The organism is Paenibacillus sp. NPDC101420, assembly GCF_050277435.1.
Taxonomy (GTDB): domain Bacteria; phylum Bacillota; class Bacilli; order Paenibacillales; family Paenibacillaceae; genus Paenibacillus_AQ.
In genome coordinates this window covers 205,747-227,765 of record NZ_JBNNSE010000007.1, presented here as the reverse complement: position 1 = coordinate 227,765, position 22,019 = coordinate 205,747, and the positions used below count along the sequence as shown (strand labels likewise).

Here is a 22,019-nt window from a genome sequence, read left to right as displayed (position 1 = left end):
GTATAGCTGGGGACCCGCCAACATTTTAACGAAAATATACCTAAGCCCTGAATCGTGTCCAGCTTGGTGTATTCTCATACTCTTAGGTGGTCCGGGACGTATCACGAGCGGACACAACGAAACGTATTGGACAGTCATTCGGAAACATTAACGCGGTACTGTATTAAATGATTATGATATAAAAAAAAGCTGTCGAGACTTTCTTGACAGCCTTGCCGCGATTATCGCGGTTTCTATATGTTGCGTGTTTGTTCTTCACTCCCACCAATGCTTCATTTCACTGAATCCAACGTCCCATAGTTTAGCGTTCCCAGAAACGATAATCGTAATTTCGTTCACCTTGTCATAAAATGGTATATTTAAAGGTTCTGCTCCATTATTATATTGTTCATTGTACTGATAATGAACTCTTTGGTTTCCATCTACCAATATAGTGAGTTCTCCCTTGGAATCTCCCTTGTCTGGAATGCCAAAATAAGAATAAAACGTCACATCTTTTTTGTTACCCAAGATGTAGGTGTACGATTTTCTTTTATCTCCTTCACTGTAATACACGTTCATTTTGGGTTCTATTTTCTTGCCTGCCACGGTGAAACTTGGAAGATTTTCAGTCATAGGCATGGTTCCATTCATTTCTTTCACATCGTGTAATGCTTGAATTGGGCTTTCTCTTTTCGCTACAACATAATTGATGGTTTCCGAGATCACGATTACTCCAACAAGAAGAACACCGATAGATAGGGCTGAAGCAATAAGCTTTTTATAAGAAATTTTTGAAGAACATCCAACTTTATAGGCGATAAATCCTATCGCTGCACCTAATGTATTGGATATAACATCATCTACATCAAAGCTGCCAAGATGAGTTAAAGCCTGCATCGTTTCCAGAACGAGAATCGTCAAGACAAAAAAGGATATGAACTTCCCAAAACTGGAACGATACAACAGAGGAATTACTACTCCAAAAGGGATAAAGGCAGCAATGTTTCCAAAGTTGTATACCCATGAAAAAGTTAGTTTTGGAAATCGAAGTGGAACTCCTTCTGGAACAAGTATAAATGTGTATCCATAATCGCTGTTCCAATGATCTAATCTACTGAAAGCAAAAAACATAAAATATAATATCAACAGCGTGTACAAAAATGTTCCTACAAAGAGGAGTTTCCGTAATTTCACTTCCATAATATCTCCTTTAATAATTCATCGATGGGTTTAGTATATCTTCCCAAAATGACATTAAAGTGACATTGAAGTGACATTTTAGTCACTTAAACGCTCATTAAATGATTTGTTTGTAAAATTGAATCCGAAATCATGCCTTTATTCATCCACTCTGGACATGAATATCTCCATCTTTTTTGGTTTAATGCTGTGAGCCATCGTAAGACCAATGCAAATGCTACTCTCTCTAGCATTCTTGTCTTATAAAGCGTAATAGAACAATTTTAATCTATCTATTGGAAAATGGAAAAAATTCTTAGTCTCAAGCGTATTCGGGAAATAATCTTGACAATGAGAAATGACAAGAATATATTCCGATAATACCGCGATTATCGCGGATATTATTCGACTTGTTAACTTACATGCTTTTCTTAGAAAACGCCGAAAAATTCTTCAGTATTTGATGAAGTACTGGTTACGCCTATTTGGATATCGCTCCAAAATCTCTCGTACCAATTCGTGATTCCCATAGGAATGGTTTAACTTTACCAAACTAAGGCTCGTGGCAATAGGATCATGTTCTTGTCCATTTTCGGCAATAGGTACAAGTTCTTCTCTCGAGCAAAGGACAAGAACTTGTACCTATAAATTAATAAAACCGCGCTCAGCGTGGATTTCAATAGGCATATGTTCTTGTCCTCTTACATCGGAACAAAGTATAATTAAGCTGATTAATATGACCCGTCTACTCTTCAACTCATTCCTCCCTAAAAGAATCAGGCCCCGGAAGTGTATAGATGTTCATTTATATTCCAAATACACTTTCATAATTAATAACCACCTTTAATTAATTCAACAGCTCTCTCAATATACTCGTCTCTGCCTTCCATAATCCCTTCAATGGTAGGATCAAGACGAATATCTGGCTGCAATCCTATTCTTTGCGTTGGGTTTTTATCTGGATTAAATATGCCGAGTCCACTTATAGCGGTTTTTATTTTTCCTGGAAGCATAATGATACGTATATCACCATCAGTTCCAGCAGACGGCCTACCGAGAACTATGGAGTTATCTGTATTTCTAAGAGACATCGTTGTAAACTCGCCTTGACTAGCAGTATGTTCATTGATTAGAATCACTACTTTCCCTTTATAAACCTCGGCATTTGTTTCTTGGGGCTTCCCTGAAACCATAGGCTCAAGGTAATAAAATTCACCGGGTATTGCACGATTGGGGACCGATACTGTGGCAAACTCTTTTTCAGAAGCGATCAGATATTTGGCTAATTCATAAGTAAGTATACTAGAAGGGTAGTTTCTAAGATCTACAATTAGCCCTTTAGTGTTCCACCACTTTTTCATGATTTTATCAATCTCTCCATCTTTCAAAAGACCAGCATTAATATAGTAGATTTCTCCACTCTCCATTGCTTGTGATTTCGTATCAACCAGGAAATTAATGTCTTCTTGATTGCCTACTGCACTAATGTTCATCTTATTTCCCTGCCGAATTACAGTAACGTCCGTATTCTTCTGTTCAGTTCGGAATAAATCAAGAAAAAATAAGCTGGCCGTGTCTTCTCGCGACTGTGATATATATTTTCTTCTATCTTTTAATAATTCATCTATATTTTTGTCTCCTACTTTTAATACAATGTCTCCGACCTCAAGTCCACACTTGTTAATTACTTTATTTATAACAATCTGATTGTTAATTTCGATAAAGTTTACGGGAAGCCGATACGTTCCAAAATAATCAGTAATCGTCTCTCTATCTTTGCCCACCAAATATGCATGAGAATCATGTATTCTAGTTGTCAGTTCTGCTAAAGTCATAAAATAGGAGTCATAATCCGATCCATCTATCATTTTAGGGATAAACTCCAGAAGCACTCGATCCCAATTTTCTCCGATGACATCTTTATACGGATAGTAATATTCGATAATATTCCAGTAGCGGAATAAACCTAACAACCTGTAGCCTGTATCATCGAAATTCATATTAGAGTACGGGTTTTCATTTCCCATAGACGGAAAGAATGAATCTTCCTTAAAACTAACATATGCATATTCTCGTTCTGAAATATTAGAATCCAGAAGCTTCGATAATTCAAGACTCAAGTCTGTTCCGAGATATTCTTCATCCTTGGACCAATCTGTAGATGGACTGAGCTGTATGGAATCTTTGGAAAATTGATATTGATCATCAAGCTCTCCAGAAATGGACTCGCTGCCTAATGAATGAACCCACTCATAGAGAATTGAATTCACATCTGAATTTTCTTCTAAAATAGAGGGCACCACCCGAAACAGCTCATAATCCCAATTTACATCTCCAGATACAACCTTAGGATGATGGTATTTCACCACTCCCCATACCTTACTGATCTTAGCTAAATCCACGATCTTTTGTTCAGAAAGGCTGGAAAATTTCATTCCACTTCCTTGGTCAAATTCCTGCTCCTTCTCTCTCCCGAGTTGATGAGTCTCTTGGGATGTAGAACATCCTGCAATAATAAAAATAAGCAACACACTGAAAAACACCAGGGAATTCCAGTTCCTTATTTTTCCTTCTCCCACCTTTTTTCCACCTTTCAGCTCAACAATTTATCTTTTTGTAATTCTTGCAAATCTAGGATCTGCTTCACCTATCTCTGCAAATCTACATGTCGTTTTTTAAATAAAAAAAAACCAGCCTTATAGCTCTTATCGTAGGCTGGGGCGTATGTTGTCTGAGCTTTCAACCTGATTATACATCTAATAAACATGAAGGTGATAACCCAGCATCAAATAATGACAGATTAGATTTGCGTGTTGTTCATTCCGGCATTAATGTTCCTCATACAATTCATTCATAAATTTCCCGGCACTAATGATCCCTTCTTTCGCTTCCTCCAGAAAGGAATGACAGCACAGCCAACCGTGAAACAATGTCTCTTAATGATCTTGCGCTTAGTCCCATAGAGTTTTCCATTCTCATTCTTTACCACCGTTGGACTATATAGAGGTGCCGACAGGCATCGCATTATTCCATGCAGATATTTTGTTGCCGCCCAAGGAATGGGCTGTACGTAACCTAAATTAATTATCCACACAAATTAAGGCGACTTTCTTTGTGTGGATTACAATTTAAGTCGTTTAATCATTTATCAGCGTATACACTATTTAGCCATTTCTGCCCGCGTGACTTTACCTTTCGGGTCAAAACGAAGGTTAGCTTTGCCCTTGATTATCCCAGCCCATTTCCGTGCTCGACAGCTTATTTTGCCCAAGAAGATACTTGGTCTTGGTCAGAAAATATACTGACTTGCCCGTTAGATTAATGAAGAAAAGTAAGCAGTAAATACTTATCTAATCGGAAATCGGGACAAGAACTTGTACCGATAAAACAAAAAAAGCCACTAAAATAGCGACTTTCATTGGGACCATGTTTTTGTCCCTCGACTATTGTTGTCTGATGCCAAGAATATAGTCCGATTACCTCTATATCTCTTCTTTCTCTGCATACAATAAAGGCTGATCTTTAACAAATAAAAGATAGCCTTTTTCTAATTGCCCTTTTTAAGAATTTAATCCGAATCTATGTTTAATCGTCGTCGTAGTATAGTCTTATTCAACTAAAGCACCCGCTAGTAGAAGAGCAACACTAATAAATTATACAAAGAATGAATAATAATTACTGACCAAAGAGAATTACTTTTCTTATATACAAACCCAAATATAATACCCAACACAAAAACTGTTAATATGGAACTTAGAATATAAGGGAATTCAAACAGACCTTTATAAAACCAAATAGGAAAATGAATCGATACAAAGAGTAAAGCTGTAACTGTATTTGCTATCCAGAATCTAAAAGAATCCATAAGCTTTCTTAATAAAAAACCTCTAAAGACAATTTCCTCATTAATACCAACCAATAGAATAGTATTAAGCCATCCGTTAAATCCTATTTGAAAATCGATATTATTATTTAAAACGATAAGATTTATTACAAAATAGAATAGTATCAAGGCTAAGGATACCCAACCTGTCCATTTTAGACTTTTTCTAAAGTTATGATGTAACTGTAAATAGGAAAATGGTTTACTTTTTTCCATAATTATAACTAATAAAATAACAGGAATGACCCAAATAACTATTTTAATAGTGGCTGATGTTATAGCTCTTGGAACGGGTTCCATCAAATCTAAATATTGAACCAACCATAATTCTCTGATACACCATATGGCGTAAAATATTATGAAATATACCCAAATATAATTTTTATTTACTTTAAATTCTATCAGAAACTCCTCCTTTACTTCTTCGACAATCCTGCCCCGTTAGTTGAATAAGATATAATTATTTTAAAAAATTAGGCATCTCGTTTACGGTAAAATACAATAGCTACTGTAATAAAGCTCAGTGTCCATAACATTGAAATACCTGTCCCTTGCATTGGTGTAAGGACACTTATTTCATCAGAGGAAGACGGCATATACATATAAGATCCTGCCGTATCCGGAAAATAATTTAAAAAAATTTTATTACTAGGTAGAAAAGCCCTCGTCAATGGACTGACAATGAAATAATAACCAAGCAGTACCACTAAAGCAGGAGTGGTTCGTCTTAATAAAGCACCTACAGCTGCACTGAGAAGTGTGGTTAATGTTAGATAGCCCGTTGCACCTATTAATGTTGTTATCATTGTGTCTATTTCTATCACTACTGTTCTGTCTCTCATCATAATAAAAGTATAGAGTACACCAGATTCAGCAATAATAAACGCCACAGGAATGGTTATAATCGCCAATGCCAAATGCTTCGTGGATAATTGGAACCCACGCCAAGGTATCGTAATTAAAGTAGTTCGAATCTGTCCACCAGTATACTCCGAACAAGTAGCTAAGATTCCAAGAATAATGAACCCTGCTTGAAGATATCCCATAGAAGCAAGTCCTATATTCAGTATATTTTGCGTACCTGTTGCCCCTTGTACACCAACAGAAGTAAAAGCTGCGGCTAAAACTAAATTTAGAATGAATGTACCCATAAGAGTGAACCATATCAATGGTAATGTAACTAATTTATCCAGTTCAGCACCAAGGATTTGTGTTAACTTTCTACCAGATGAGACACTCATGCTGCAACATCCCTCCTATGGAATACAACAGCTGCAACAATGAAAACAACAAGTACCCAGGCAAACATGACTAAACCGCCTGTGAAGGGGGTGTGAAACCCGTCGAATAAAGTGCCTGTGGACGTGTTGTCCGTAAACATAAACATTTCAGCGCCAGCCCTATCTGGTAAGTAAAACGCCAACTTTGTAACCCTATACAACAGGACACTAAATGATACAACGGATGAATTTATTATGAGCACAGCAAGCGGGAGGATGCCATTCTTAGTTAGAAAAGTAATTCCAAGTGCTAAATGAGCAGTGAATGTCCAGTAACAAACTGCACCGATAAGTCTGGACCATTCAAATGCGGGGGCATATTCACCAAGGATAAGATACGTTGCTGACACAGTTGTCATAATAGCAACAATACAAAGCAGTATGCTGATCACAGTCACAGCACCTGCTTTTGCCAGTAAAAAATGAAACCGGGATGAAATAACAGTTAAACTCGTTGTTATCTGTTGTCCTCCACCAGATTCACTGCTCTCTGTCAAATACTCACTGCTGACAGCAAGCACACCAAGAATAATAACGCCTTGCACACCAAGAGCTAACCCGATATAGCCAACTTCCGATAGCCGTGTGCTAACTCCAGCTATAATCTCCTCTTTTTGTGCTATGCTGTCCAAGGAAGCAATAAGCGCTGGTGCAAACGCTCCAATGAGAAAAGCAAGCCAAATACCCGGTAAGGAGAACAATTTAGATAGTTCCGCGTTAAATGCTCTCATACAACATCACCTGTATTTTCAGATGTCAGGGCAAAAAAGGCTTCCTCCAGCGTGGAATGGTTACCTATTACTTCATCCAATGTTCCATCTGCAACGATGGTTCCATGCTTAATAATCACCACATCATCAACCGTCTCTGCAAGCTCTCCCATTAGATGACTGGATAATAACACTGTATTTCCAGATTCAGCACGTTCACGTAAAAATGTCCGAATCCACCGAATTCCTTCTGGGTCGAGCCCATTTACGGGTTCATCTAAAATCAATATTTTTGGATCACCAAGTAGCGCAGCTGCTATTCCCAGTCTTCTCCCCATACCAAGAGAATACTGCCCAACTCTTTTCCCAGCGGCATTAGTAAGACCTACTATTTCCAGAACTTCCTCGACACGTGAGTTAGACAATCCTGCAGCACGTGCAATCCAACGCAAGTGTGCCCGTCCTGTTCGCATACGATGAGCTCCAAAGCCATCAAGTGCGGCACCTACTGTTGCTAGAGGATTATGTAATTCTGCGAATGGCTTTCCATTAATGAGTGCGCTCCCTGAGGTAGCGCGGTCTAATCCAAGCAGGATGCGAAGTGTAGAACTTTTACCTGCCCCGTTTGGACCTAAAAAACCAGTTACTCTACCTGGTCTAGCTTTAAAACTGATACCCGATAAGATTTCCCTAGTTCCGCGATGTTTGACTAAGTTATTAATTGTAAGCAACCATAACACTTCCTTTCTGTTATGGTTCTAATTATAAAGAAGCAAAGTTACAACTCGGTTATCATGCTGTTTACTTCTGGGTTAACTTTAGGTTAAGATCTTCCGATAGCTACTCTTGTGCCACTATCATTTGATGTGAAATCAGCTTTCAGCTTCATTTTTTTCAACATATAATTTGAAGTCGATAAACCAATCCCCGCCCCACGCTCATAGGAAGAGTTATCCATACCTGGACCTCTGTCTGCAACAATGATTTGTTCTTTTTCTACATCAACCACAATATTTACATATTTCCCCTCTGCTGCATGACGAAGAATATTCTGAAATAAATTATCCAGAACCCGTGTCATCCATTTAGGATCTGCTTCCCAATAAAAAGTTGCCTCTGTCGGTAAATCAACCTCGATCTGGATTTCTATTTCTTCAAATACAGGATACCACGCAGCAACAGATGCTCTTACTAAACGTCCAATATCTGTTGAAGTGGGCCTAAAAGGATGTTTCCCTGATGTAAGCAATGTATAGGAAAGTAAATCATCCATTAGATCCCCCACTCTTGTAATCGTATGATTCATTTCTGTTAATGAATTTTGTCCTTCTAGACTCATTGATTCTTTATTTAATCGGGTGACATGTCCTCTCAAAATGGTAAGTGGCGTTCGTAAGTCGTGAGATAAATTCGCTATGAGTCGATGTCGTAACAATTCCTCTTCATGTTCTCGCTTGCGGCTGTCTTCAAGCTGCTGAATCATCCAATTAAAAGAATTGCCTAACTGGTCTATTTCATCCATACGATCACTTTGAACAGATATTGGTCTAGGAAATGAGTTATGATTAGCTGAAAATGACATGGCTTCCTGTAAGCGGGTGAGACGTTTACGAAGTCTTAAGAAGAAAATCCAAGATATTACAACAAATGCGACAATAATAAAACCAAACAAAAGTAGTACAACGTAAAATAGATTTAATGCATTCAGCTCTTCTCCATTAATAGGAGATTCAATGAACGCAGATAAGAAAATAAGTATAGTTGGAGGCAAAAAGATAAATAGAAAATGTCCTTTTAGAAAATGACGAAATAATGATTTAGTCTGTTTCATAGTTTCACCCGATAGCCTATTCCCTTCAACGTTTCAATAATCTCTGGGGAATCTGGATGACGTTCCAACTTTTGACGCAGTCGATGGATATGTACCATTAGTGTTTTATCGCCAGTTATATATGTTTCTTCCCAGATGGCTTCATAGATTTGTTCTTTTGGTAAAACTTGATTAGGGTGGCGTAAGAAGTACATTAAAATATGATGTTGTTTCGCTGTTAATATAATTTCTTCTCCTGTGCGTTTGTCAAATACCATTTGGCCTTCTGAGTCTACTTCAATATAATTTCCTAATGAAATGCGTTCGGAATGTGTTCCGCCACTTCGACGGATTAGTACTTCTAATCTTGCAACTAATTCATCCGTATGGAATGGTTTCGTTAAATAATCATCAGCAAATTGTAAACCTTCTACCTTATCATCTATCGATGTTCGAGCTGTTAACAGCAAAATAGGAACAGCAGGAGCTGCCTTTTTTAATCGTTTCCCCACAGTAAATCCGTCTAAACCGGGTAACATGATATCCAAAATAACGATTTCATGCTGATTTACCTCTTTTTCAGCTCCTTCACCAGAAAGCAGCCACTGAACTGAAAATCCCCGCTGTTCCAATTCTTCTTTTAGAAAGCTGCCTATTTTCTCATTATCTTCAATGTATAATACGTTTCTTTTCAAGTAACATCCCTCGCTCTAAATTGAATTCACTATTAGACAGATTAACACAATCTAAAAAATATTTGTTTAGATGCTCATGAAATCGGCAATGAGATCAAGTTCTTGTCTTAAGCAAAGGACAAGAACTTGATCTCATAAAACAGAAAAACCGCGCCAGGCGCGGATTCTAATGGGGCTATGTTATTGTTCACCGACACCAATCCATAGTCCAGATATTGAGCCTCCGACCGTTTCAAAATAAAAGCCCTAATCAATCATCAATTTTCTGGCCGCCTGCATCATTTTTTTCGGTCAGATCGGGTGCGGAGCGCTGCGCGGATGGTGCATTCTTGACGGATTTGGAAACACTGCCTCCATCGCCCGATGTAACTTTTGGCACCCCCATATATGACAATGCTTCGGATACGATCTCTTTAAACACCGGCCCCGCCGCAGCACCACCGCCAGCAGCATTAGCAGGCTCGTCAATGCCGACATAGACCACAATCTTCGGATTATTAGCCGGTGCGTATCCGAGGAAGGACGAGTGCACCTTATCGCGGTCATACCCTCCCTTACCGTCGGGTTTAATCGCCGTACCGGTCTTACCTGCTACACTATAGCCTTCAATATATGCATGGCGGCCGGTTCCATGGACCAGGTCTGCAACGACCTGCTCCAGATAGCTGCTGGTTTCCCTGGCGCTTTCCTCGGAAATAACCTGACGTACCACCTGGGGCTGGGTTACGGTAGTCTTGCCGGTATTCGGATCGGTGGTCGCCTTGACCACGTGCGGCACCATCAGTTTTCCGCCGTTGGCGATAGCCGAGATGGCGGTAAGCTGCTGAATCGGAGTAACAAGCACTTTGCCGTGCCCGAATGCAATCGTCGCGTTCTCTGAAGCATTATTCGGAGTCGGATTGACGATTCCGCTGATTTCGCCCGGCAGGTCAATACCGGTAAGATCGTTAAATCCGAAATCATCCACGTATTGCAGCAGCCTTTCCGGACCGAGCATTTCATAGCCAAGCTTGACGAAGGCCACGTTACTTGACCGCTTCACGCCTTCCAGGAAGGAGATTTCGCCATAACCGCTTCTCTTCTGGTCATACAGTGGCTTGCCGTACCCCTTGATGCGGATAGAACCGGACATGAAGGTTGCGTCCGAATCGAACAAATTCTCCTCCACCGCTCCGGCAAGAGGTACAATTTTGAACGTGGAGCCTGGTTCAAATCTTGTTTTGATGGCATGGTTGAAGAATACCCCTGGATCAGAGGCATATTTCCAGAACTCATTCGGGTTAAAGGTTGGCATATTCGCTAGCCCCAATATCTCCATGGTGCTGGGATCCGCGGCAATTACCGTAATACTCTTGGGTTTATATTCTTCATAGGCCTTCTGCATTGCCTGCTCGATATAATACTGGATTGTGCTATCAATCGTCAGCTTGAAAGTACTTCCATTGACCTCCGGCTGGTAAGTATCCTCCGAGTCAGGCAGCTTGATGCCTTTGGCGTCGCTCTGGTAGAATAGCTTACCATCCGCACCCTTAAGCTGCTTGTCAAAATACTTTTCGAACCCCATCACCGCGTTGCCATCGCGGTCCGTATAACCCAAAATATGTGCGGCCAGTGTTTGTTGCGGATAATAGCGCTTCTGCTCCCTAATCAGGCCGACGCCAGTCTCCAGAGTGTCATGTTCATCCTTCAGTTTCTCAATGAACTCGTTGACCTTGTCGCGCAGCTCCTGGTCTATCTTCCAGCCTTCATTACGGATCTCCCGGTTCTTCAGATACTTGCCGTTCTCGTCTTTGGCTTCCACGAGCGCCTTAAGCTCGTCGTCAGGCTTGCCGAGCAGTTCATGTAGGCCGGTGATAACTTCTCCCCCGATACTGAGAGCGTTAATCGCTTCCGGATTGACCACTACCGTGTAGGCGGGCACATCGCTAGCCAGCATCCTGCCGTTGCGGTCCTCGATCGTGCCACGCACCGCTTTAAACACCGAAGTATGGGCCCATTGCTTTGCGGCCTTGGTTTGCCAGAAATCACGATCCAGCACCTGAATCCAGAACACTCTGCCGAGTAAAACAAGAAAAAAGAGGGTAATACACCCTCCTATAAACAGCGTACGAAGTTTTATTCTCTTCACCATAAGCAAACCCCACAAACATATATATTGCAATTTTCGGCAAATCGCTCGTTAATAGTCACCGCGTTTTGTTCGCTGATATGAATGGTATCGTCGGCATTCGCCTCCTGATATCCCATATCCATGGCTAACTGAACAACCTTGGCACGGGATTGCTTTTCTTCCTTGTCCCAGTAAGGCTCATTATTGTAGGCATTGGTAATGCCAGGTTTTTTATTAGTTTGATAAATGATCACCTTAATGAACACCAGGCTCGTTACACATTGTACAATGTATAACAAGGTAAAAACAACCATTTTTGTGAATCCTTTGTCACTACGCTATTTCGCGAACTTAGGCAACATGTAATAGACAATTGGAACATCTTTGTGAATTCTCCATTTCACTGTATGCGGTCATTCAGATAAGGAGCGCTGAGCCAGCATGAGGTTGAGCAAAAATAAATTCAACAGCTGCCTGCTCGGCTTTATCAATGTAATCAGCTCAAATTCTAGAGTAATCTGCTAGAGTTATTCCTTTCCTTCAAGGGTGAAGGATTTAAAATTGTGGCGGCTTTTATCTTCTCAATTACCGCCATTTATGCCAAGAGATTAACAGCGTCTATTGATGTCCTGATCGTATCCAGCGCCAGTCTGTTCACCGATGGACTGATGCTCATTTTTCTGACTATGCTATGAAACCGTATGAATAATTCTTTTTCTTTTTGGATGATTTCAGAATGTTCCTCGTGCCATCTAATCCAGTATGACCATGTTGTTTGCTATAATCTCTTTAATATAAACGCTTTTACTTTATGAACATTACTTTTTAATTTATTTTAAAGCACCTAGACACGGCGAAAATAGTTGTGTTACATTTGTGTGAATAAAGTAATGCTGTTTGGCTAGTGATTTGTAACTTGTAGGTGAAAAGTGACGTTGAGGATGCGATGATTTCCTATTGAAGTGCGTACCTTCACATCTCTTCAGCATATATGTAAAATGTCACTTTCGCCCTAAAGTTAAAGCGCTTAAACTTTTGAGGTGTGAACAGCACTTATTGTTAAGCGGTTTACTTTGGAGATCAGTCTAAAGGGAAGGAGGATTCATTGACGTTAATTAAACTAACCATCACTAAAGGAGGAATTTTTGTGTACTCATTGAAATCGACCTCAGGCACAATGAAAGTGATGTTACTTGTCATGCTTTCGGCGGTTATGCTTCTAGCGACATTAGCCGCCCCTGCACCGCTTCAACGGAAAGCTCATGGAGCGGGTGAATTGAAACCGTTTCCTCAACAAGTCAGCTATCCGGGTATCATTAAACCAAACCACGTCAGTCAATCCTCGATGAACAGTTCTGTATCTTCCTACTATGACTATTGGAAGGCTACTTATCTTAAAAACAACTTGTCCTCCCTGCCCGGAGGGTACTATGTAAAAGGTGATATTACTGGCGAAGCGGACGGCTTCGATCCTCTCGGCACATCGGAAGGTCAAGGATACGGTATGGTTATTACCGTGCTAATGGCTGGATACGATACGAATTCCAGAACAATCTATGACGGTTTGTTCAAAACGGCTAGAGCGTTCAAGAGCTCTAATAATCCGAACCTGATGGGATGGGTAATAGCAGATAGTACTGGGGCTCAAGGGCACTTCGGTTCAGCAACAGATGGGGACCTCGATATCGCTTACTCCCTTATTCTAGCTGATCGCCAATGGGGCTCGACTGGAACGATCAATTATTTGGCTGAAGCCAAAAAGATGATTGGCGCTATTAAGCTTAGCAATGTGACAACTAACAACAGGCTGAATCTTGGTGACTGGGATACGAAGAGCGCCTTGAATACGCGTCCCTCCGACTGGATGCTCAGTCATCTACGGGCTTTCAATGAAGTTACTGGAGATTCAACTTGGCTAAATGTCATCAACAATCTGTATAACGTATACAGCCAATTTACAGCAGCTTATTCGTCTAGCACAGGTCTGATTTCGGACTTTGTGGTAGGCAACCCGCCTAAGCCGGCCCCTCCAAACTATTTGGAAGAGTTCCCTGAAACAAATGAATACAACTACAATGCAAGCCGTGTACCACTTCGTATCGTAATGGATTACGCTTTGTACGGAGACACCCGTGGTAAGGATATCGCTAATAAAATGGTAGTATGGATCAAAGGAAAAACAGGCAACAATCCGAACAATGTGAAGGACGGTTACCAACTGAACGGTTCGAATCGCGGTACTTATGCGACAGCGGTATTCGTAGCGCCTTTTATCTCCGCAGCGACGACTACCAGCACGCATCAAGCTTGGGTCAATGCAGGATGGGACTGGATGAAGAACAAAAAGGAAAGTTACTTCAGCGACTCCTTTAACATGCTGAACCTACTGTTCATCTCGGGGAACTGGTGGAAGCCTACCTACAGTGCAGCGGATACTCAAGCTCCCTCGGATCCAACGAATCTGAACGCAACAGCAGCTTCAAGCAGCCAAATTAATCTGAGTTGGACTGCTTCTACCGATAATGTCGGTGTAACAGGCTACTGGGTATTCCGTGACGGCGTGGAAGTAGGAGCGCCTTCAGACACATCCTTCAGCGATACCGGACTTACCGCATCGACAGCTTACAGCTATATGGTAAAAGCTGTCGATGCCGCAGGCAACCTGTCTGCTAACAGTAATACCGCATCAGCAACTACAAGTTCAACTCCCGCTGCCGGTATCAACCTTGCGCTGGGCAAGACAGCGGTAGCCAGTTCTATCGAAGGTGTAGGATTTGAAGCTTCCAAGGCAACCGACGGCAACTCTACTACCCGTTGGGCGAGCATCGAAGGAAGCAACAATGAATGGATTTACGTCGATCTGGGCGCAACCCAAAGCGTAAACCGTGTTAAGTTGAATTGGGAAGACGCTTACGCTAAAGGCTACAAAGTTCAGGTGTCTAACGATGCAACAACATGGACGGATACTTACGTAACAACGACCGGTAATGGTTCTATTGACGATATTACATTTACCGCAAATAGCGGACGTTACGTCAGAGTGCTCTGTACTGCTAGAGGGACCGTATACGGATATTCGATATTCGATTTTGAGGTTTACAGCTCTTAATTGAACAAATCCTGGCGGATATGAATCTGTCAGGATTTGTTTCTCTAAAAGAGCAGAATGTAACTTCTCGGGGGGGTCGTTAGTAAACGAATGGCCTCTTTTTTGATCTCATATGAGTATGTCTTAAACTTCTACCCTTTAATCGCCATAAAAATGCACCCCCTAGAATTTCATCGGACAAACCAGGGGGTTTATCCAATATCTATTCTAAGGGGTGCACTTCAGTTATCATCAAGATTTTTTGATGATAACTGAAAATGAAATATTCATAATTATTCAGCGATTGCCTTTTCAACGTCCTCGAAACGAATCTTTATGAGACGCTGCAGTGCATGTTAGAGGGTTTCGTGTGTAGCTGCTATTGTTAGCGAATACTAACGAATACTACTTCATGATACTAATGGATTTCGTAGTATTATTGAAGAATACATCTGCACCAAAATATTCAGCAATGAAGCGTAATGGGAGCATAGTACGTCCGTTTACCAGTTCAGCTGCAACATCCATTCCTGGTGCAAGTTCACCGATCGCAATGGACAAAGTCTGACCTTCCAAGGTAATCATTACGGTTTTCGTAATGTTATCCCAGCCTACATTTGCTCCTAAGCTCTCAGCAACGAAGCGCAGTGGCACTAACATTCTTCCTTTAACTACTATCGACTCAACATCCATACTCATTTCGATTCCGTTTAATTTATACCCTTTCTTACCTAGAGTAAGTTCTAATTTCATAGGTTCAGGTTTGGTTGTAACAAAGATATAGCCTAGTCCTTTTGCCGTGAAGGTAAATTTACCTGTCTTATGGTCATATTTGCCGCCTAAGCGTTCCATGTTACCGTCTAATCGAAGCATGACACCGCATAACATGCTAATATCGTTAGTCGACAACTTCTCTTTTGTCAGATCGAAGGTTACTGGTATAAGCCCTGTATAATCCGTTACTTCCCGGCCATCTGCGAAGATCTTCAACTCATATCCCCGCCCTATAACTCCGTCTCTATCATTTACAGGTTTAATGACAACCTTCATCCTCTTGCCTGTATTCAACTGCTTCAACAATTCAGGGGACAATTCAACAGATACGGTGTCATTCGTAACGGTTAGCGGTTTGTTGGCTTTAATAATCGCACCGATCGTATCGTTTTGAATCTCAAGCTCATCTTTTCCGGCTGACATCGTTAATGCAATGGAATTGCCTTTCATCAGCTGCTCTTTGATTGTAGCATCAATAAGATCTGCTACCGGTGTTTCTGGAGAAGGAGTCGGCGTGCTGATTTGGCCACCTGATCCTCCGCCGTTATTATTTGCAGTAATTACGATAGTTAACTCTATCGTATCCATGCCAGCATGGTTAGAAGCCGTAACAGTGAATTTGTATGTTCCCGCTTCATTAGGCACCCCTGAAATAACACCCGTAGCTCCTTCTAAATTCAACCCTGCAGGTAAATAATTATCTCTCAGTGTCCAGGTAATCGGTTCGTCGCCGTATACCGCTAATGTTACCGTATAAGGTTCTCCAACTTTGCCGCTTGGCATATTCTTAGTGATAATCTCCGGAGTTGTTTGCACTGGCTTATCCTCTTTAATCTCGATGCTCAATACTCGCTTATCTATACCAAAATCATTCGTTGCTGCAACAGTGAATTCGTAATATCCTGCCTCTTGAGGCGTACCCGAGATAACGCCTGTTGCTTCATCTAGGTTCAAATCTACTGGTAAATCTCCTCCCTGGACCTTCCAAGTAATCGGTTCGCTGCCGTATACCGCTAATGTTACCGTATACGGTTGTCCAACTTTGCCACTCGGCAAAGTCTTAGTGATAATCTCCGGAGCTGTGTCAACTGAGACATCTTCAGTGATCACTATATTGAACGATTTCGAGTCACTGCCTGCGTCATTGTTCGCTTGAACTTTAAATGTAAATTGACCCCATTGATCCGGTGTACCCGAGATAACACCTGCATCTTCATCCAAGCTCAATCCTGAAGGCAATTGACCATCTACAACAGCCCATTTGATCGGCTTATCGCTGTCAGTGGTAATAACTGCCGAATAAGGTTTTCCTACCTTGCCATCAGCAAGCGACTTCGTCGTAATCGATGGTGCAGTACCTGCGTCTTCAACCCATTTCGCATATAATTCAATATCCCTTGTAACAGGATTAGCAATGAAATCCCAGACATCGTTTAATTCTGCATCTTGATACCAACCGCTGAAAACAGTGTTTTCTTTTGTCGGCGCTGTTGGTTCGGTAATTGTCCCGCCCATATCTGCGAACTTCATCACCACTTCGCTGCCACCGTTGGAATCAAAAGTTACCGCATAAGGGTTGTGTGCGCCGATGGAAGGCGTTCTGCCGCTAAGTGGATTGCCGAAGAAGTCTGTTCTCTCCGTCATATGAGGCAGAGCGTTCGCGCGATCCACATATGGGCTTACAATCTCGGCACCTGCACCATAGGCCAGGTTATTTCCGTCAGCAAGACGGAACCCGTTCATCGCACTGTAATCAAGCTTGGCATCCACTGTTCCGCTGTTGATAATCCAATGTTCCGGCGCAGATTTATAATCATTTAATATAGAGTTAAGTTCCTCTTCCGATACATAGCGGTTGTCTGTTGCTGTTACGCCTGCACCTAGATACCCGCCTCCACCTGCGTTCATGCTACCAAAAAGATTAGCCGGATATACAATGTTGTTCGTAAAACGCCCGGCTGCAAATGAAGCTGATGTTCCCCCGCCTTTCAGACCAACCTGGTTGTTTGCCCCAGTGTAGGCAAAAATATTATTTTGGAAATAAATATGCAAGTTGGAGGCCGTCGGATCAAATACTAACGAACTGCTATTCTTCAATGGTGTGACGATGACATTGTTATAGTATAATCCGCTTAATTCCTCGCTCGTTGAAGAACCTCCCGCAAGTAATATAAGACTGTTAAAGCTCTTGTTAAAATCCGGGCTGCGACCGTCGTTCACGCTAATGTTATAGCGAACGATATTGCCCTTGGCAGCATTCATCTGTAAATACCAACCGCCATAATTATTTCGGCTGTAATTGTATTCATACACATTGTCCTGACAATAGTTGTCAATGTCCCATGCCATACCGTCATTACTTGCATGATAAGGGTTGTCCACGGCTTCATTATAGCGGAAGATCGTGCCTTTACTTGCCATAATCCACGCTGCCGCATAGTTTTGCGAACCTAGATATGTTGGCGTTGTATTATTTGGCCCCCAGTTCGTAACCAGGTTACCGCTCTTATCGCTTAAATAGCTGTATCCGCTGTCTGTGACCACATTTCGTTCCACAAGGGAGTTGTTCCCGCCGGACATAACAATGCCATCTCCAACCGAACTAGAAATCCAGTTGTTTCTAAACACAGCGTTTGATGCCCAAGGATAGCTTGAGTTACTCCAAGTAATGCCTGTGTTATTCGTCCCTGGATTGCTTGGCCCGTAGGCATTGTTGCGAATACCTTCGTTATCGCAGCGAAGGGTTTTATTACCTTCAACCAATATATCTACATAACCATTAATAATGATGCCGCCGGACACCTTACTTGCTCCATTTGCTTGGTGCAGCCCATTTACATCATGAACGTAGTTATCTCGAATGACGATGCCTTGCATACGAGCATCAGCATAATCTTGAATATTAAACTGACCTTGTCCCAGCTTGGAAATCCGTGACATTACAGCGATACCAGAACGGCCGTCACCTGCTTTATTGCCGATGTTCGTTACTTCAATTCCACTGACTACCCAATAGTTAACGTCATATAACTCAATTGTACCGTTTAAGGAAATGCCTGATGGGCTTGACGCTGTTCCTCCACCATTAATTATCGGGCGTTGGTTAGGGTCGGTCGTATTATATTTTGTAAGCGTAATCGGATTTCCTTCCTCACCATTGCCGCGCAGTCTGATTTGTTCATTCCATACGCTATTCGCATCCAGATAAATGGTTGAACCTGGCATAAATACATATTCATTAATCTTGGAGATTGATTTCCATGCCGTAGCCGGTGTGCGTCCATCTGCATGATCGTCACCGTTATTGGAGAAATAATAATCACGGACTTCAAGTGGTAGAATGTTCAACTCGAATGTGATTTCGGCAGGATTCAGATCCAGTCTAACGGTATATTTTCCTGGCACGATATTATTTGTTGCGAATGATTCTTTGTTAATTTTCAATACATTACCGCTAACCGTATAATCCACATCCCGCTGCAGTGTTACAGCGCCGATCTCTACTCCAGCTAGATCTGCTAAATCAGGATTTACGGTGATATTATAGTCGTCCAGACCAATAACATATGTGCTGTCTTCCAAGTGGCTATACTCTTTGGGCATGAGCTTTAGCGTAATAGAAGATGTTCCGGTTTGGGCTGTTATTTCACTATCGATAACATATACGTCATCGATAAAGTGCCTGTTCTGTATATCCTTAATCGTTCCAGCCTTGTTGCCCCAGTTCGTAGCAAGCTGCAATGCATCAATCTTGGAAATATTGTTCTTAACTAGGGTATCAAAATTGCCGCCGTCAGTTGATTGCCTTCTAATGTCTTGTCCATCGATTTTATAGGTCGTTCCCGTTGATGTAACGAACCATTGGAATTTATGCCAGCCTCCGCTTCGCTTGACATCTACAGGATAGAATCTCCCGGATGAACCGGGTCTGACTGCGTAATTGGTCAGATTTCCGGCCCAATCGCCATCTCCATTGCCATAATTTATTGCGATATGTTCATTGGATGATGGGGTTAAACCAAAGACAGCGTGGTCATTGGAAGCCGTTCTGCCATCATCATAGTACCAAGCAGTAACGATTGTTGTCTTACCGGTTGCGGGGGTGTAATTATAGGTACCTGGAACAGTAGCCACCTGACCGGCGCCGCTTGATGTTGCGGCCTTTCCTCCGGTACGGGACATCACATCGCTGTGAACATATCCGTTCGCACCATTTGAAAATTTCTTCTCCCCTTCAAATCCATCGTAAAACATAGTGTCAGCCTTATTGAAGTAATCAACGCTCACTTGAACAGTGACCTCTTCGCTCCCTGTCGGAACATAACCTTTCTTAACCGTCACGAATCCGGCATCATCAACTTCAATCTTATCCTTGTCTTGATCTGCCGGGCTGAAGCTGATGTTATCAGCAACAAACACATCAGAAGTATCAACGATTAACCGCGTTCTATCTCCAGCCCGTAAAGTATCGCTCTGGCGAATTAGCGCAATGTTGGCTGAATATTGTGCACTCTCTCCTGATTCATCAGAGTCTAAGAATCGTGACGTTGCGTTGCCGTTTGCTTTTATTTTAAATGTATCATTTAAAGTCGGGGACAAAGCCGCATCATTGCTTGTTGCTGCAATCGGGCTTCCTTTAGCCACTCCATTACTGAAGAGTTGAACCGAATAGGCAGATGCGTTAGCGACGCGGTCCCATGTAGCGTATGTGCCGTTCCATCTGACATTTACCGGTACAGGCAATTTCTCGATCTTTAATATTCCGGATGCTGCAACTTCTTCACTGATGTCCCCCGCATTATTAATGACAATGGCTGTAACCGTGTAGTTGCCCACTCCCAGTGCCCTTGCATAGGGCAGAACATGATGCCTTTCATGATTGTTAGGCTGGTCGGGTCCTCCATTTTTCGATAAATAATAACCAACAGGTCCACCGTCTTTGAACAGTGTTACAAGGGTGTCACCGTAATTGGAAGCGCCACTATAAATGCCCGTGTCCGAGTCAAGCGTCGGGTTAATTGGCGCATTCACCTGTGTATTGGTGGTTATTAACAACGGTACAGCATTGGATTTCACCACAATTCCGTCTGCCGAAGACACTTCGCAATAATAGAAATTGCCTTGTTGTGAAGCTGCGTCCACATTGGGAAGCGTTAATAGCGCCTTATCAGCTCCGCTAACTTTTGTCCCGTTCAAGCCAGACTCGTCGTCAGATACATACCATTGATATGCTGAAGCAGCGGCTGATGCCGCAACGCTAAATGTTGCCGTCTCACCTTGTTTCACTTCTGCCGCTGTTGGCTGAGTGATTATTTCTAAATTTGGCAATCCACCGGGAGGTACCAAATTCAATGTTAATGTTCTGGTTCCTGTTGTTGTAGCCACATCTTTAACAACATAAAAATCGTCGATTAGATGTTTATTTTTAATATAAGCTTTGTTGCCTGACTGGTTGTTCCATCCTCCTGCTATTTTAGGCTGAATGGTTGTACCGCTCTTCATAGCTTTGTAAATATTACTTTGCGCTGAATCGGATATTAATGTTCCGTCTATTTGTAAAGTCGCACCATTCGGTGTAATGAGCCACTCGAATTTATGCCAGCCTGTGGAACGTAAAGCCCCGCTATCTTTCCAACGGTTGCCTGCTGTACCCGCTGATGATGGTGCATATGCCCAAGTATATCTAGTCGGGTTATGAATAACATCAGCCTCTGAACTTTGATAGAATGTCCCGGCAAAGGTGGCATTTTTTCCATCTACAATAGCAAATTGAGTTCTATCCGTCGCTGTCTTCTCCTCATCAGGATACGGGTCAAAATACCATGCCGTCATCTTATAATTGCTACCTGCCGGCAATGCCACGTCTTGGGCTACATTTTCATTATTCGTATCACTTGAAGGTGTAATCGCTTTCATTCCAGAACGGGACTGAGCATCGGAAAGCGTGTATGACGAACCTAATTTGCCAGTTGATGTCATTGGACCATTGTTGTTCTCGAAATCCTCCATGAATAATACATCTGAGTCATGGTAATAACTCGCCGCGGCCGTGATTGTCACCGGGATGCCCGGAGCACCTGGCAACGCAAATGTATAACCGCTAGCTAAAGTAATGTTCCCCTGATTATTAACAGTTAAAAGATTCGCATTGCTGGAATCATAATTAACCTCGTCAATAACCGGTCCTTTCACGAGACTGCTTAAAGGCGAACCTTTATAGGTAAGATTCACCCTGCCTGCCTGACCTGCCGCTTGTGTCAATTCTAGTACAACAGAGTCAAAAGATTCGCCCCCTCCCGCAGCTGACACTTCAGATGAAGGCGCCAAGCCGAACAGACCAGGGAACACCAACGAAGTTGCCGTAATCATCGACAAAGCTTTTTGCATCCATTTCGATCGTATCATCCAAAAACTTCCTCCCTTTGAAATTAATAAATTAATACTTTATAAAAAATCTGCATCTATGGAAGCCTCAATAGACATAGATTTTTATAAACTTAAAAACATA

The 22,019-nt window shown here is 41.9% G+C and carries 14 protein-coding genes and 1 pseudogene; 3 read left to right on the top strand and 12 right to left on the bottom strand.

Features of this window, described 5'->3' with window-relative positions; genetic code table 11:
• Positions 1-255: 255 nt before the first annotated feature.
• From ACQKMP_RS25415 to ACQKMP_RS25365, 11 genes are all read right to left on the bottom strand, one after another.
• Positions 256-1,182, bottom strand: coding sequence for a VanZ family protein (locus tag ACQKMP_RS25415; protein ID WP_427471672.1), 927 nt, complete (start codon positions 1,180-1,182; stop codon positions 256-258).
• 809 nt (positions 1,183-1,991) lie between these two features.
• On the bottom strand, positions 1,992-3,740 hold the full coding sequence (locus ACQKMP_RS25410; RefSeq protein WP_339264855.1) for a S41 family peptidase: 1,749 nt from the start codon (positions 3,738-3,740) through the stop codon (positions 1,992-1,994).
• Between the two features lie 581 nt (positions 3,741-4,321).
• Positions 4,322-4,432 (bottom strand): S-layer homology domain-containing protein, encoded by a 111-nt coding sequence (locus ACQKMP_RS25405; RefSeq protein WP_427471669.1) that lies wholly within the window; start codon positions 4,430-4,432, stop codon positions 4,322-4,324.
• Between the two features lie 357 nt (positions 4,433-4,789).
• The gene (locus tag ACQKMP_RS25400; protein WP_427471667.1) at positions 4,790-5,365 is read right to left on the bottom strand and encodes a CPBP family intramembrane glutamic endopeptidase; all 576 of its coding nucleotides are present in this window, start codon (positions 5,363-5,365) and stop codon (positions 4,790-4,792) included.
• 152 nt (positions 5,366-5,517) lie between these two features.
• Positions 5,518-6,285, bottom strand: coding sequence for an ABC transporter permease (locus ACQKMP_RS25395; protein WP_427471666.1), 768 nt, complete (start codon positions 6,283-6,285; stop codon positions 5,518-5,520).
• Positions 6,282-7,055 carry an ABC transporter permease gene (locus ACQKMP_RS25390; RefSeq protein WP_339264851.1) on the bottom strand — a complete coding sequence of 258 codons (774 nt, stop codon included), beginning with the start codon at positions 7,053-7,055 and terminating at the stop codon, positions 6,282-6,284. The genes ACQKMP_RS25395 and ACQKMP_RS25390 overlap by 4 nt, the downstream gene beginning before the upstream one ends.
• A complete protein-coding gene (locus ACQKMP_RS25385; RefSeq protein ID WP_427471664.1) occupies positions 7,052-7,774 on the bottom strand; it encodes an ABC transporter ATP-binding protein in 723 nt (240 codons plus the stop codon). The genes ACQKMP_RS25390 and ACQKMP_RS25385 overlap by 4 nt, the downstream gene beginning before the upstream one ends.
• An 83-nt stretch (positions 7,775-7,857) precedes the next feature.
• Positions 7,858-8,865 (bottom strand): HAMP domain-containing sensor histidine kinase, encoded by a 1,008-nt coding sequence (locus tag ACQKMP_RS25380; RefSeq protein WP_339241207.1) that lies wholly within the window; start codon positions 8,863-8,865, stop codon positions 7,858-7,860.
• Positions 8,862-9,539, bottom strand: a complete 678-nt coding sequence (locus ACQKMP_RS25375) for a response regulator transcription factor (RefSeq protein WP_042188454.1) — start codon at positions 9,537-9,539, stop codon at positions 8,862-8,864. The genes ACQKMP_RS25380 and ACQKMP_RS25375 overlap by 4 nt, the downstream gene beginning before the upstream one ends.
• Before the next feature lie 250 nt (positions 9,540-9,789).
• On the bottom strand, positions 9,790-11,670 hold the full coding sequence (locus ACQKMP_RS25370; protein WP_427471661.1) for a peptidoglycan D,D-transpeptidase FtsI family protein: 1,881 nt from the start codon (positions 11,668-11,670) through the stop codon (positions 9,790-9,792).
• Positions 11,664-11,903: a hypothetical protein gene (locus ACQKMP_RS25365; RefSeq protein ID WP_339241201.1), complete on the bottom strand. Its 240-nt coding sequence runs from the start codon at positions 11,901-11,903 to the stop codon at positions 11,664-11,666. The genes ACQKMP_RS25370 and ACQKMP_RS25365 overlap by 7 nt, the downstream gene beginning before the upstream one ends.
• Positions 11,904-12,212: 309 nt before the next feature.
• Between ACQKMP_RS25365 and ACQKMP_RS25360 the strand changes: the two genes are divergently transcribed.
• From ACQKMP_RS25360 to ACQKMP_RS25350, 3 genes and pseudogenes are all read left to right on the top strand, one after another.
• Positions 12,213-12,344 carry a hypothetical protein gene (locus ACQKMP_RS25360; protein WP_256716327.1) on the top strand — a complete coding sequence of 44 codons (132 nt, stop codon included), beginning with the start codon at positions 12,213-12,215 and terminating at the stop codon, positions 12,342-12,344.
• 572 nt (positions 12,345-12,916) lie between these two features.
• Positions 12,917-14,065: pseudogene (locus ACQKMP_RS25355) on the top strand (glycosyl hydrolase family 8); the annotation flags it as partial.
• Positions 14,042-14,758: a discoidin domain-containing protein gene (locus ACQKMP_RS25350; RefSeq protein WP_339248588.1), complete on the top strand. Its 717-nt coding sequence runs from the start codon at positions 14,042-14,044 to the stop codon at positions 14,756-14,758. The pseudogene ACQKMP_RS25355 and the gene ACQKMP_RS25350, both read left to right, overlap by 24 nt.
• A gap of 384 nt (positions 14,759-15,142) precedes the next feature.
• On the opposite strand, the gene ACQKMP_RS25345 is transcribed toward ACQKMP_RS25350, so the two are convergent.
• Complete coding sequence (locus tag ACQKMP_RS25345; RefSeq protein WP_427471659.1) at positions 15,143-21,916, bottom strand: stalk domain-containing protein; 6,774 nt, start codon at positions 21,914-21,916, stop codon at positions 15,143-15,145.
• Between the last annotated feature and the right edge of the window lie 103 nt (positions 21,917-22,019).

Bases quoted from the DNA above. Each gene is read 5' to 3' on its own strand.
- ACQKMP_RS25415 (WP_427471672.1), bottom strand. From the start codon at position 1,182: ATGGAAGTGAAATTACGGAAACTCCTCTTTGTAGGAACATTTTTGTAC.
- ACQKMP_RS25395 (WP_427471666.1), bottom strand. From the start codon at position 6,285: ATGAGTGTCTCATCTGGTAGAAAGTTAACACAAATCCTTGGTGCTGAA.
- ACQKMP_RS25390 (WP_339264851.1), bottom strand. From the start codon at position 7,055: ATGAGAGCATTTAACGCGGAACTATCTAAATTGTTCTCCTTACCGGGT.
- ACQKMP_RS25380 (WP_339241207.1), bottom strand. From the start codon at position 8,865: ATGAAACAGACTAAATCATTATTTCGTCATTTTCTAAAAGGACATTTT.
- ACQKMP_RS25370 (WP_427471661.1), bottom strand. From the start codon at position 11,670: ATGGTGAAGAGAATAAAACTTCGTACGCTGTTTATAGGAGGGTGTATT.
- ACQKMP_RS25345 (WP_427471659.1), bottom strand. From the start codon at position 21,916: ATGATACGATCGAAATGGATGCAAAAAGCTTTGTCGATGATTACGGCA.